Below are 13,714 nucleotides of genomic sequence, written 5' to 3'. Positions count from 1 at the left end.
TATCCCTCTTATTACTAGTTATTCACAATTTTCCGATAACGTTTTTCGACACTAATTGCGGTTCTTTCTAATTGTGTTGCAATTTGTTTAAATTTCAAGCCGCTATTACGTAATTCGAGTAGCTTCCTGTCTTCTAAGGTTGTCCAATGTCGATAAGTTCTCTTCTTTTCTTCAACCTTGGATTCATAACCCGAAGTCATAGACATCACTATCATACCTTCTTTCAATCTTATACAAAAATATTATGAAGGTAAATGTTACATCTGTCTATGCTCCTCATTTAAATAAGGAGGAAAGTACTAAAGCAATCATACTTTCTCCTTATCAAATCTGTTACTTTTGATACCATCCTAAGCCAATTGCACCTTCACCTAGGTGAGTACCAATAACTGGTCCGAAATAGCTTATTAGACACTCAACATTTGAATATTTCTGTTCTAGTTCCTGTTGGATTTCTGCTGCTTCATCGGGACGGTTCGCATGGATGATTACAGCTCGAATCGGAACATTTTTTGAAGCATCTTCATGGAATAATTCGAACACACGATTCAACGCTTTTTTCTTTGTACGAATTTTTTCAAATGGAACGATTACTTTGTCTTCGAAGTGTAGGATTGGCTTCACTTGTAAGAGGCTTCCGATTAGTGCTTGTGCGCCACTTAGGCGGCCTCCTCGTTGCAAGTTTGTTAAATCGTCGACCATGAAATACGCGCGGATTGTTTTTTTCATTTCATTTAATCGGTCGAGTATCACGTCAGGTGTTTGTCCTTGCTTTGCCATATCAGCTGCTTCCAGTGCATAAAAGCCTTGTACCATACAGCTAAGCTCTGAATCAAACGGATATACTTTAATGTTATCGACCATATTTCCAGCTGTGACAGCCCCATTGTATGTACCGCTAATACCGCTTGATAGATGCACTGAGATGACGGCATCATACGTTTTCGCAAGCTCTTCAAATAATTCAACAAATTCCCCTACCGGTGGTTGTGAAGTCGTTGGTAGCTCTTGTTTCGTTCGCATTTCTGCAAAAAATTGTTCTGCTGTGATTTCAACTTCCTCTTGATACGTTTCCGAACCAAAAATAACACTAAGTGGGATCATATAAATATCGTGTTGTTCACGTAATTCTTTCGGGATGTATGCGGTACTATCTGTTAAAATAGCCGTTTTCATAGCAATCGTGTCCTTCCTTATTTCGATAGCCTATTATGTGTTCAAGTAGCCCCCTGAACATCAGCTTTCTATTATTGTACTATCATTTTAACGGATAATGTATGGAAATTCACTAATTATTGTTGGGAACCGCGTGAGGAATGGCCCTTAAATAGAGACTGGCTCAAAACCAAAAAGGGCCAGACCCCCTCAAACACAACATATAGATTATAAAAGCCTACCTATCTATATGTGTAAATTGGAGGGGTCAGACCCTTTTTAGACAATCTCTGGCAGGTTTATTTTACTTCAACCCAGCCGTTTTTAATCGCTACAACAACAGCTTGTGTACGGTCGTTTACATTCATCTTCTGTAAAATATTACTCACATGGTTTTTAACTGTTTTTTCACTAATGAAAAGTGCTTCACCGATGCCGCGGTTGCTTTTTCCGTCTGCAAGCATTTGCAATACTTCACATTCACGGCGTGTGAGAATATGTAATGGTCTGCGAATTTCCGGCTGTAATGGCTGGCTCGATGCTTGTCCATTCGCAGTCGCTAAACGTCTAAACTCATTCACTAAGTTATGTGTTACGCGTGGATGTAAGTATGAACCACCGTCTGCAACAACTTTGACTGCGTCAATAAGTGTATCGGCATCCATCTCTTTTAGTAGGTAGCCTCTTGCACCTGTCTTTAACGCATGTGTGACGTAGTTCTCATCATCATGAATTGATAAAATGATAACTTTCGTTTCTGGATTTGCTTCAATTAATTGCTTTGTCGCCTCAACACCGTTAACCTTTGGCATATTGATGTCCATGATTACAACATCCGGCTTATGTGTTTCGACAATTTCTAATGCCTCTTCCCCATCGTCACCTTCAGCAACGACTTCAAAGCTTGGTTCAAAATCTAAAATCCTTTTTACACCTTCACGGAATAATTGATGATCATCTATGATAACGATTTTTGTTTTCATATGTTCACGCCTCCCCATTATATTCTAGTCTATTAGGCATCTATTGTGTCAATAAGTCTTTAGCATCCATTTTCTACATTATACCAAAAAATCCTTTATTATCTTACAAAAATCACGAATTTCCTACGCTTAAAGGTACTTTTATCATAATAAACGTTCCTAGACCTTTTTTAGAGTTAATTGTAATCTTTCCTTCGAGTAGCTCGACACGTTCCTTCATGCCAATGATACCAAATGATTTTTTATCTTTATTCATTTTAACGTCCTTGATATTAAAGCCTTTTCCATTATCTTTTATCACCATCGTAATCAGTTCTTCGACTACTTCGACTTTGACCGAAATTTCGGTTGCTTCAGCATGTTTCAATGCATTCGTGACAGCTTCTTGGGCCAACCGGAATAGGGCAACTTCGAAGCGCGGTGGCAATCTTTTGTCACTTAAACAGCCAACGCTTTGGAAGGTAATTTTTGTTGAGCCATCATATTCTTCAATCGTATGTAAATATTTTCTAAGTGTCGGAATAAGCCCTAAGTCATCTAACGCCATCGGTCTTAAGTCATAAATAATTCGTCGTACTTCATACAACGCGTTACGCACATTTTTTCTAAGAGTACGAATCTCATTAAACCCTTCCTCTGCACCCCGCTCCCGGAAAATCCGTTCGATTAATTCTGAGCGCATCATCACATTTGCGAGCATTTGAGCAGGACCATCATGGATTTCTCTTGAAACCCGTTTTCGCTCCTCTTCCTGTGCTTCAATAATTCGTAAGCCGAAATCCTGCTTTTGCTGTGCATCTTCTAGAAGCAAGCCGACTTGGCGTAAATCTCGATTCAAATAGTTCAAAACGACAGTAATTTGACTGACAAGTGTTTCTGAACGCTCGATTATTTCTTGGAAACTTAATAGTCTTCGCTCCAGGTCATCGCGCCGTACGCGCAATTGCTTTTCATGCTGTTGAATCATCGATAGTTCGACCTGGAGCTTATGCGCCTTTTCATAAGCTTCTCGTATTTCTTCTTCACTATATTGCTTAAAATGCTTACTAACCTGAGCTAAACGGTTTCTAGCCTGTCTTGTCGATACTTCTAACTTATCACCTTCATCAATGACGGTACTCACTTGATTTTTTATATCTTCAAGCTCTTCAACGAGAGACTCATATTGCTGTCTTGATTGCTCACCAATTTGAAAAATCTCACCCTTACTCGAGTCGACCGTTTGAATCATTTTATCTAATATTTCATCCAAAATTTTGCTATCAAGCTTTTGGGGGTTCATCTGCTTCCCTCCGATTTTATGTCAAACATTATGTATTTATCTATATTTTCTACAAAAATTTACATTTCACTACGTAAATCTTTTCTAATAACGATTGAAGTAAGAAATATGTCGTTTTATAATATAAGAATGTGTTATTTACTTTTGCTTGCTTGTCAGGAGGTGTACAAGCATGCTTTCACATTATTATACCGTAAAAGGCTATGGAGAGCATGAACTAATTATCCAAAAATCACGTTTTATTTGCTATACCGAGCGCGTCACAACCGAAGAAGCCGCTCAAGAGTTCATTCAAAAAATAAAAAAACAGCATTCTAATGCAAATCATAATTGCTCTGCATATTTAATTGGTGAAAACAACCAAATCCAAAAAGCAAATGACGACGGCGAACCAAGCGGCACTGCCGGAGTTCCGATGCTAGAAGTTTTAAAAAAGCGTGACTTGAAAGACACAGTTGTTGTCGTGACACGTTATTTCGGGGGAATTAAGCTTGGCACAGGAGGTTTAATACGCGCTTACGGCAAATCGGTCTCAGAAGGGCTGAACGCGACAGGAATTGTCGAACGGAAGCTAATGCGTGTCATGCATACGAAAATTGACTACACGTGGCTTGGGAAAGTGGAAAATGAATTAAGAGCTTCCATATATTTAATAAAGGAAATTCATTATTTAAATGATGTAGAAGTGGAAGTATATGTAGAAGAAGAGAAAAAGGATGAGTTTGCTGCCTGGATGACGGAGATGACGAATGGGCAGTGTGAGAGTGTTGAGGGCAACAACATATATCTCGAAACTGAATTATCAAAAATGTAAATTAAGTAACTTATAATTACATTTACGTTTGCTTGAATAAATTTAGATAAACACAAAAAGATGACTTTTTATTTAAAAAAGTCATCTTTTTGTGTTTATTATGGATTTTTTATTTATTTTTCACTTATTCCTAATGCCAACTGGCTTTTTACCCTTTAAAAGGTTTAATAGTGGTCGATAATCATCTCTTACTAAACCAACTTTTTCAACAATCACTTCTATTGCAATCACTAAAGTAAGCAGGATAATAAGCGATCCCCATAAAGTTGCTTGAGAGAATATAAATGCTGCTAATCCAAATGTTGCACTCATTGCATAAATTAGTAATACTGATTGTCTGTGGCTATATCCAATTCGTATTAAGCAATGATGTAAATGTGACTTATCTGGTGATGATAAAGGTTGTTTATTTACAATCCTTCTTATAATAGCAAATATTGTATCCGAGATTGGGACACCTAAAATGATAATCGGGATAATGAGAGAAACAAATGTAACATTCTTAAAGCCTAATAATGAAAGTACAGAAATCATAAAGCCTAAAAATAAAGCACCTGTATCTCCCATGAAAATTTTAGCCGGGTGGAAATTAAAGATTAAAAATCCTAGTGTAGACACGGCTAGTAGTAACGCCATCACCATGACATATGGATTTCCCATCAATAAAGCCATACCAGCTATGGAAAATAAAGCAATAGTAGATACGCCTGCAGCTAATCCATCTAAACCATCGATTAAGTTAATAGCGTTTGTTATCCCCACAATCCATATGATTGTAATAGGAATACTAAATATCCCAAAGTTTATTTCGCCACCAAATGGCAAGTTAATAAACTCTACATTTATTCCCCCAAGAATCACCACGATGGAGGCTGCTGCAACTTGACCAAAAAGTTTAAACTTCGCTGAAATTTCTTTCATATCATCAATAATACCGGTAATTACAATAATTAAACTACCTAGGATAATTGGTATATGGACATTTTCCCCCAAAAGAATAAAAGGTAAATCATAATTTTTCTGAGGTTGATGAATAATTACACCAACTAAAAAACTTAAAAAAATGGCCAATCCACCTAATCTAGGCATAATCTTTTGATGGACTTTTCTTTGATTTGGCTTATCTGTGGCACCTATTTTGAACGCTAACTTTTTTACAATAGGTGTTAATAGTATGGATAAGACAAAACATATTAATATTGTTAACAGTAACATATAGCCAAAGACCTCCAAATATGATTCCCTAGATTAATGAATAATCTGTTGTTACTAATTATTCCACAAATCACAAATCCTATAAAATTATAGCACAATCCAATATATTATTGAAATGGTTTTTTGTAACATGAAGTTACCCTTGTACTTCATCTTATATTATTAGACAGATTATATATATATAAAGTTTCAACATATTAATGGAAAATTTGCATTAATTTTGTTCATTTTGTTAATACTTTGGGAGTATGTAATATTTTTAGTTCTCGTAATAAGGGAGGTATAACAAAGTGAGATGGTTATTTAATTATGGACTTTTAATATATATCGGAGCTGTCTTTTTAACTGGTGCTTTACTAATTATATTCAAGAGTAGTTACGTTCTCAGCCCTATGATTTGGACAGTTTTTTTATTCATCTATATATTTCTATTATGCATTTATATCCAAATAGGTCAGCGCACAAATAGGAAAAACATAGATAAACCAAATATCGAAGAAATTAGTGAACCAAAACCTAATCCTAATCATTAAATGCAATATAAAATTTATACACCTGTTAATTGTTACAATTTTTCGAACTCTCATTCTAGTGAATATTTTCATCGTAAAATTTTAATATTTTGAAGTTATTGACTATTATAAAAATCTCAAGTACTACTCTTAATGACTTAATAGATACAGAAGATATATTTTCTAATTTAAAATGAAAGTATTAAATGCATATTATAGTAAAACTATATTGAAATAATATCGCAATTATCATCTATTCCCTGTAAATCTCTTATTAATAATAAAACCCCGTAGATGTTCAACCTACGGGGTTTACTTAATGTTTTATAAAATCATTCATTAAAATACGCTGTTAAACCTTCAGTCCAATGCCTCAAAGGTTTTAATCCTTCTGATTCAATTCTTTGTTTACTTAGCACAGAATAACTTGGTCTTTTAGCAGGACGTGGAAACTGTTCTGTGGTTAATGGGTTCACAATTACTTGTAAATCTGCTTGTCTGAAAATTTCCTTTGCGAAGTCGTACCATGAACATTCTCCTCCATTAGTTGCATGATATATCCCGTATTTATCTGTAACCATTAACTCAATAAGAAAATTAGCCAAATCGACAGTATATGTAGGTGAACCTATTTGGTCACTTACAACACCAACCTGCCCTCGTTCGGCACCTAACCTTATCATCGTTTTAACAAAGTTATTTCCTTTAGTGCCATAAACCCACGCAGTACGTATAATAAAGTGCTCCTCTAGAGTGCCTGCAACAAATTTTTCCCCCGCTAACTTTGTGTTTCCATAAACACCTAGTGGATTTGTTGGATGGTTAACCTCGTACGGTTCATTTGCACTTCCATCAAATACATAGTCAGTGCTCACATATAACATCTTAGCACCAACTGAACTAGCTGCTTCAGCAAGATATTTAGAACCTAGAGCATTAATCTCATACGCAACATCTGGTTCTTCCTCTGCCTTATCAACATTAGTGTAAGCAGCACAGTGAATGATAACATCAGGTTTAATATTAGCTATATATTGTTTAACATTATCCTCATTTGTAATATCTAGAGTTTCACGATTTGCTCCATAAACTACATGGTTACTTTTCTCTAAGTTTATGACAACGTCTTGACCTAATTGTCCAGCTGCTCCTGTAACGACAACAATCATTTTTCTTCCTCTAATCTTTTACCATATTGAGACTCAAAATATTCTTGATAATCGCCTGATATAATATTTTTCCACCAATCTTGATTTTCTAAATACCAGTTTATCGTTTGTTCAATACCTGTTTCAAATGTATATTTAGGTTTCCATCCCAGTTCATTACGAAGCTTGGTCGCATCGATGGCATAGCGTCTATCATGACCTGGACGATCTGTTACATATTTAATTAATGATTCTGGTTTGCCTAATTGTTTCAATATCGTTTTAACAATATCAATATTAGTACGTTCATTATTTCCACCTACATTGTAAACTTCTCCATTAACACCTTTATGAAGTACTAAATCAATAGCTTGACAATGGTCTTCAACATGCAGCCAATCACGAACATTTAAACCATCACCATATACTGGCAGATCTTTGTCAGCTAATGCATTAATGATTATTAATGGTATAAGCTTTTCTGGAAAATGATATGGTCCATAATTATTTGAACAACGTGTTATATTAACTGGTAAATTATATGTTTCATGGTAAGCACGTACTAATAAATCCGCACCTGCTTTACTTGCACTATATGGACTGTTTGGTGCAAGAGGTGTTTCTTCTGTAAAATAGCCCGTTTCTCCTAATGTTCCATATACTTCATCAGTTGAAATTTGTAGATATTTTTTTACATTAATACTTTTCGCAGCATCTAATAGTACTTGAGTTCCTTGAATATTCGCTTTAATAAAAACGTCCGGGTGTGTGATACTTCTATCAACGTGTGATTCTGCCGCAAAATTAATTACATAGTCAAATTCTTTTGACTCAAAGAGGTTCTGAATAAAATCTCTGTCTGCAATATCCCCTCTTACAAATTCATAGTTTGAAGAATCTTCAACATCCTTTAAATTTTCTAAATTTCCTGCATATGTTAACGCGTCTAAATTTGTTATTTGATAATTTGGGTATTTATTTACCATGTAACGAACAAAGTTACTTCCAATAAACCCTGCGCCACCTGTAATTAAAATATTCATTTGAATCCTCCTATTATTGATAAATAAAATTAAGCTCTGCTTCAGCTAAAGTTGGTTGTTTTGCATCCTTTTCAGAAAGAACTGCTTTATTAGTCGGCCAATCAATCCCCAATGCAGGATCGTTCCATAAAATTCCACCGTCATGTTCTGGAGAATAATATTCATCTACCTTATAAGCAACTGTTGTATCCGGAACTATTGTACAAAATCCATGTGCAAACCCTTTTGGAACTACTAACTGCCGCTTATTATGCTCAGATAATATTACTCCAACCCATTCTCCATAAGTTGGTGAACCTGATCTAATATCCACTGCTACATCATAAATAGCACCTGTTAGGCATCTGACTACCTTTGTTTGTGCCTTTGGATTAAGTTGAAAGTGTAGTCCACGAATAGTCCCTACTTGACTAGACAGGGATTGATTATCTTGAACAAAGTCATACTTCAATCCATTCTTTTCAAATAATTCTTGATTATAACTTTCCATAAAATAACCACGATTGTCTCCAAACACACTTGGCTCAAGAATTAGAACACCATCTAATTTAGTTTTTATTATATTCATGCTCTCACCCTCTCCTATAAATTTTGGTTAGCTATCTTTAAAAGGTATTGTCCATATTGATTCTTCTTTAATGGTTCTGCAAGCTCAATTAATTTCTCTCTAGATATGTATCCCATTTTATATGCAATTTCTTCTAAACAAGCAATTTTTAATGATTGTCTTTTTTCAACAGTTTCAATAAATTGTGAAGCCTCTAGTAACGATTCATGTGTACCAGTATCTAACCATGCAAAACCACGGCCAAGTAACTCGACATTAAGTTCACCCATTTCTAGATACTTTTTATTTACATCTGTTATTTCAAGCTCTCCTCTATCTGATGGTTCAATATTTTTCGCAATCTCAACAACACGATTATCATAGAAATATAAGCCAGTTACTGCATAGCTAGACTTTGGCTCATTTGGTTTTTCTTCAATAGATATAGCTTTGCCATCTTGATTAAATTCAACAACCCCAAACCTTTCAGGGTCATTTACATAGTAACCAAACACTGTAGCCCCTTTGTCTCTTGAGACAGACTTATGTAATAACTCTGTTAAACCATGCCCGTAGAAAATATTATCTCCAAGTACAAGTGCAACATTATCATCACCGATAAAATCCTCACCGATTATAAATGCTTGGGCTAGTCCACCTGGTTCAGGTTGTACCTCATAAGTAAAGTTAACTCCTAAATCTGACCCATCACCTAAAATTTGTTCAAAACGTGATATATCCTGTGGAGTTGAAATAATTAGAATATCTTTAATACCAGCTAACATTAAGACAGATAGTGGATAATAAATCATCGGTTTATCGTAAACAGGTAATAACTGTTTGGATACCACTTTTGTTAATGGGTAAAGTCTCGTTCCACTTCCCCCAGCTAAAATAATACCTTTCAAGAAAATCAGCTCCTCTTTAATTAGTGCTAATATTTTTCAATCCTTATTATAATCATGTTTTTTTGAAAATGACAATCAATCTTTAAATATACTACATCCTATTTATCTCGAGTTAAAGCAGATATTGTCCCTAATCTCCCCTTTATCTTTGTAGATAGTGAACGTTTTTTCACGCCTGTTACATTGCCCCCATGCCTTACATACTTTATTAAAGGCTCATTAATATAGACTATTTTCTTTTTCCTTTTTAAACAAACGAGCGCTATCCATTGGTCATGCATTTCAATAGAGTTTGGGAATGGAGTTACTTCTGACACTAAATCTTTTTTGAAAGCCATACAACAACCAGTGAAAGAGTTTTTTATCACATTGCCAATTAAACCTTTTTTCTTATTTCCATTGTACTCATTCCATGAAGGATGCAACGTTTCAAGGTTACCGTCTACTACTGTAGCATCATGAACAACTAAAGAAGCATTTTCATCTTGGAAAGCTTTTAACATGCGTTCAACTTTATTGCCTTCCCAAACATCATCCTGGTCACAAAGGAAAATAACATCTCCTCCTGCAAGTAAAATAGCCTTTTCAAAGCTCTTTATGACCCCTAAATTTTTCTCATTTACATATACTTCTACTCCGTCACCATAATTTTCCTTCACTACCGAAACTGTTTCGTCTTTAGAACAATCATCCACAATAATTATTTGGTCATTTTCAGACAATTGCTTAATAACTGTATCTAATTGCCTCTGAATATAGTTCGCTCCATTATAGGTAGCAATTACAACAGATACCTTCATATTATTACTCCCTTTAACTCAATAAGATTTGCTTTAACGTATAAAGTGCTATCTTTTTATTTTTCACCAGAATAAACTGCTTTAATAGTCGCTTCACTAATTGCTTTTTATATGCAGGATATAGTTCCTTTTTATACTTTTTATAAAATGTATATTCTGAATCTAAGATGCTTCTATATCTGGTAAATGATACATTATTATAATCCATTACAGATAAGTCGTGTTCTAATTCTACATTCAACACATTTACAAAATAACCTGATTTATAGACTTCATAAAATAGCCAATGATCAAGGTAATCAAGAGGGAATTCTCTGTTAAACCCACTTATTTTGTTTAAAAAATCAACTTTTATCAATGACCCGGAATTTATTGCCATAACAGGATCGGATTGAACTCCAACACCTGGTTGTTCATCTTGTAATGGTTTAAAAGTATTAGAAAAGACAGGGGATATTTTTTTCCCACTTGAATAAATTGTCGGAACAATTGCAGCAACATGCCTATCCGCTTCATTATAATCTATAATCATATCTAAATAATCGTTAGTTAGATTAGTATCATGATCCAGTAGGAGAAGCCACTTACTCTTAGTATTGTTAGCAACAGTTAAGGCATAATTGTAGGCAGTACTTATTCCTTCATTTCTTTCATCATGGACATAAATTAATTTACAATCCCCAAACAAATTAGGGTCGATTTCTTGTTTTTCTGGACTATTATCATAAATAATGAACTCAATTTTATTATTTAAATCTTTATGAGTTAACAAACTTTTACTTAATGATTGAATAGTCTTGCTGTCATTTACTTTGACTTTATATAAAACAATGACTGCTGTTTTCATTGTCTAACCTCATTACGGGATTTGTTCATAAATTCAGTCCTTTTGGCTTGAGAAACAATTAATACAATTAGGAAAAAGCTTATACCTATCGGATTGTTAATGAAAGGATTTATATTTGTTAATAATAACAAGCCCATAAATGCTGACATTAATGAGATATCGACCGCAGATAATTTTGCTCCACGTTTGAATATAGAATAATAATTGAAATAAGGTAACAAAAATAGAAATAGCCAAAATGTGAATCCAATTAATCCCTGTTCAACTAAAATATCTAGGAAACTCATTTCAATACCATTCACTCTTCCATCAATTTCTGTACCATATCCTGTTCCAATAATTAAATTCTTTACATCACTTAGAAGTATCTCTTTTGATGCTAAAATAAAACTCATTCTAGCGTTAACGCTAATGTCATTTACTTCTTTCTTTACCTCTTTTTTTGGTGAATTTCCTTCCTCATTCCCTGCATCTTCCTCTAGCGTCGTATCCGCAGGTTCTTCTTCAACAACCACTTCTTCCTCAAAGCGGTCTAATGTCATATGCTCATATAAAAACGGAACAGAAATAAATACAAACACTAATATAACCATTTTTTTAAGAAATTGTTTCGTACGAAATAACGTCTGACACTTCTCGATAAACCCTTTTACTGGGTCAATTATTATCTTTGTATCAATGATAATAATCATCAAGATACTAATCATGAATGCTAATAAAAAGCCTCTTGTTTCAGATAATATCGCTGAGAAAGAACAAAATACTAAATTTGCAATATCTATCCAAGAGTGTTTTTTGCTAAGTACAGCATTAAGAGATAATACCAAACCAATCACAACAAAAAGATGACTTTTATAAAAGACACTGTTACTTGGTCTAAAGAATAAATCGTCGTTCATAATAGTATTCATGAAATCGTAAAAAACGGAAAAATTAGCACTAAACACTGTTTTACCAAGCAATGAGACAGCAATCGTAAATAAAGCTACAGCAAAAGCACTATACTTTAGAATTCCTAAAATACGATTAATTGAAAATTTATCCTTTGAAATATAGTAAGCAAGCGGAAAATAAACTAAAAAGTAAGATACTCTAAAGAAATCCATTACGATAATAGATATGGGATGATTATTTATTAACCCGATAACAGCACTTACTCCAAACCAACCTATTAATAAATAAACCCCTATTGTCAAAGGGTTAAATCTTATAAATGTATTTACCTCTTTATCTAGGAATGCTTTCATTTTAAGTACTCTTATACAGTATGTTACTAGAAGTATTAAGAAAATAACTTGGCGAATTGACAAAATCCCAAAGTCAATTAGCCTCCCTCCACCACCAACAAATACCTCGATGAAGAATATAGTAAGTAAAATTTTCTCGAATTTATTCAAACCAATCCTCTCCCCTACTTAAATAAACAAAACTAACTTTACATCTATCCAATCTTAAAAAAAGCGCCAACCCCATTTATTAAAAAATTTATACATTGATTTCATAAATATCTTAAATAGTTTTGAGTTTTTATGAGCTCCTCTTTCATAATAGTGAATAATCTTTGTGAATGGTGTATAAACAATTCGTTTTTTTCGTTTTTCTAATTCCAGGCATAAATCATAGTCTTCAAAGTACATGAAATAACGCTCGTCAAAACCTTTAATTTCTTTAAAGACTTCTCCCTTCATTAACATAAAGCAGCCTGAACCAATACGTATATCAACATTTTGGTCATCCGGCAAATCTCGACATTCATACGATGCTAATCGTTTATCAAATATTCTCTTAACAAATTGAAATGGAATAAATCGTAATGCATAATCAAAAACAGTTACACGGTCTCTTATCAAATATTGCGTAGACCCGTCCTCATTAATAACCTTAGGTACTAACATTGAGATAGTGTTATCCTTTTCAAACTGTGCTAACATAGTTATAAGGTCATTTTTCAGCAATATTACATCAGGATTAAAAATAAGAAAGAAATCTTCTTCAGCTTGTAATAAATTATAATTATGTCCAAAACCAAAACCATTATTTTCATGATGAAAAGTAATTTTTGCAAAATCCTTGTATTCACTTAATCGTTCTTTATATTCACTAGTTGAGTTATTATCAAAAATGAGAAATCTAAATTGATTATCGTTTGCAAATTCCTTTTTTAAATGTTCAAGTACATTAAAAATATGCTTACTGTTATATGTAACGATACTTATAGCTACCTTCACAATTCCCACTATTTTCCCACACTTTCATTTGTCATAACAATCTGACGTAATATTATTATTTGACATTCTTTATAGTATAATTCGACATTTTTATCCCCAAAGACAAATTATAACACCTTCCATCATACTTTTGTACCCATTGTCATTATCTTTCCATTCTATACGTAATTGACTAACCTCTCCTCGAAAATTCGTATAATAATTCATGTACTATTAAGGTCATTATAATAAA

The 13,714-nt window shown here is 33.8% G+C and carries 15 protein-coding genes; 2 read left to right on the top strand and 13 right to left on the bottom strand.

Annotated features, from left to right (window positions below; translation table 11 throughout):
* Positions 1 to 14: 14 nt before the first annotated feature.
* The 4 genes from J2S19_RS12800 to degS all read right to left on the bottom strand — a co-directional run bounded on the left by J2S19_RS12800 (position 15) and on the right by degS (position 3,420).
* Positions 15 to 206 carry a hypothetical protein gene (locus J2S19_RS12800; protein WP_307342416.1) on the bottom strand — a complete coding sequence of 64 codons (192 nt, stop codon included), beginning with the start codon at positions 204 to 206 and terminating at the stop codon, positions 15 to 17.
* Positions 207 to 333: 127 nt separating this feature from the next.
* The gene (locus tag J2S19_RS12795) at positions 334 to 1,176 is read right to left on the bottom strand and encodes a DegV family protein (protein WP_307342413.1); all 843 of its coding nucleotides are present in this window, start codon (positions 1,174 to 1,176) and stop codon (positions 334 to 336) included.
* A 278-nt stretch (positions 1,177 to 1,454) separates the two neighbouring features.
* Positions 1,455 to 2,138: a two-component system response regulator DegU gene (degU, locus tag J2S19_RS12790; RefSeq protein WP_307342410.1), complete on the bottom strand. Its 684-nt coding sequence runs from the start codon at positions 2,136 to 2,138 to the stop codon at positions 1,455 to 1,457.
* A gap of 112 nt (positions 2,139 to 2,250) precedes the next feature.
* Positions 2,251 to 3,420 (bottom strand): two-component sensor histidine kinase DegS, encoded by a 1,170-nt coding sequence (gene degS, locus J2S19_RS12785; protein WP_307342407.1) that lies wholly within the window; start codon positions 3,418 to 3,420, stop codon positions 2,251 to 2,253.
* 172 nt (positions 3,421 to 3,592) lie between these two features.
* Between degS and J2S19_RS12780 the strand changes: the two genes are divergently transcribed.
* Positions 3,593 to 4,234 (top strand): YigZ family protein, encoded by a 642-nt coding sequence (locus J2S19_RS12780; RefSeq protein ID WP_307342403.1) that lies wholly within the window; start codon positions 3,593 to 3,595, stop codon positions 4,232 to 4,234.
* A gap of 120 nt (positions 4,235 to 4,354) precedes the next feature.
* Here J2S19_RS12780 and J2S19_RS12775 read toward each other — a convergent pair whose 3' ends face one another.
* On the bottom strand, positions 4,355 to 5,449 hold the full coding sequence (locus tag J2S19_RS12775) for a glycosyltransferase family 4 protein (protein WP_307342400.1): 1,095 nt from the start codon (positions 5,447 to 5,449) through the stop codon (positions 4,355 to 4,357).
* 290 nt (positions 5,450 to 5,739) lie between these two features.
* On the opposite strand from J2S19_RS12775, the gene J2S19_RS12770 reads away from it, so the two are divergent.
* The gene (locus J2S19_RS12770; protein ID WP_307342397.1) at positions 5,740 to 5,982 is read left to right on the top strand and encodes a hypothetical protein; all 243 of its coding nucleotides are present in this window, start codon (positions 5,740 to 5,742) and stop codon (positions 5,980 to 5,982) included.
* A gap of 311 nt (positions 5,983 to 6,293) precedes the next feature.
* On the opposite strand, the gene rfbD is transcribed toward J2S19_RS12770, so the two are convergent.
* From rfbD to J2S19_RS12730, 8 genes are all read right to left on the bottom strand, one after another.
* A complete protein-coding gene (gene rfbD / locus J2S19_RS12765; RefSeq protein WP_307342393.1) occupies positions 6,294 to 7,130 on the bottom strand; it encodes a dTDP-4-dehydrorhamnose reductase in 837 nt (278 codons plus the stop codon).
* On the bottom strand, positions 7,127 to 8,152 hold the full coding sequence (gene rfbB / locus J2S19_RS12760) for a dTDP-glucose 4,6-dehydratase (RefSeq protein ID WP_307342390.1): 1,026 nt from the start codon (positions 8,150 to 8,152) through the stop codon (positions 7,127 to 7,129). Before rfbB ends, rfbD begins: the two co-directional genes overlap by 4 nt.
* 13 nt (positions 8,153 to 8,165) lie before the next feature.
* Positions 8,166 to 8,720: a dTDP-4-dehydrorhamnose 3,5-epimerase gene (rfbC, locus tag J2S19_RS12755; RefSeq protein WP_307342387.1), complete on the bottom strand. Its 555-nt coding sequence runs from the start codon at positions 8,718 to 8,720 to the stop codon at positions 8,166 to 8,168.
* Positions 8,721 to 8,734: 14 nt separating this feature from the next.
* Positions 8,735 to 9,607: a glucose-1-phosphate thymidylyltransferase RfbA gene (gene rfbA, locus J2S19_RS12750; RefSeq protein WP_307342383.1), complete on the bottom strand. Its 873-nt coding sequence runs from the start codon at positions 9,605 to 9,607 to the stop codon at positions 8,735 to 8,737.
* A gap of 98 nt (positions 9,608 to 9,705) precedes the next feature.
* On the bottom strand, positions 9,706 to 10,407 hold the full coding sequence (locus tag J2S19_RS12745) for a glycosyltransferase family 2 protein (protein WP_307342380.1): 702 nt from the start codon (positions 10,405 to 10,407) through the stop codon (positions 9,706 to 9,708).
* Between the two features lie 13 nt (positions 10,408 to 10,420).
* Positions 10,421 to 11,254, bottom strand: coding sequence for a glycosyltransferase (locus J2S19_RS12740; protein ID WP_307342376.1), 834 nt, complete (start codon positions 11,252 to 11,254; stop codon positions 10,421 to 10,423).
* On the bottom strand, positions 11,251 to 12,651 hold the full coding sequence (locus J2S19_RS12735; RefSeq protein ID WP_307342374.1) for a hypothetical protein: 1,401 nt from the start codon (positions 12,649 to 12,651) through the stop codon (positions 11,251 to 11,253). Before J2S19_RS12735 ends, J2S19_RS12740 begins: the two co-directional genes overlap by 4 nt.
* A 54-nt stretch (positions 12,652 to 12,705) precedes the next feature.
* Positions 12,706 to 13,491: a glycosyltransferase gene (locus J2S19_RS12730; RefSeq protein ID WP_307342372.1), complete on the bottom strand. Its 786-nt coding sequence runs from the start codon at positions 13,489 to 13,491 to the stop codon at positions 12,706 to 12,708.
* Positions 13,492 to 13,714 lie beyond the last annotated feature (223 nt).

It is taken from the genome of Metabacillus malikii (genome assembly GCF_030813355.1).
Classification (GTDB): domain Bacteria; phylum Bacillota; class Bacilli; order Bacillales; family Bacillaceae; genus Metabacillus; species Metabacillus malikii.
This window is presented reverse-complemented; position numbering and strand designations above follow the sequence as displayed.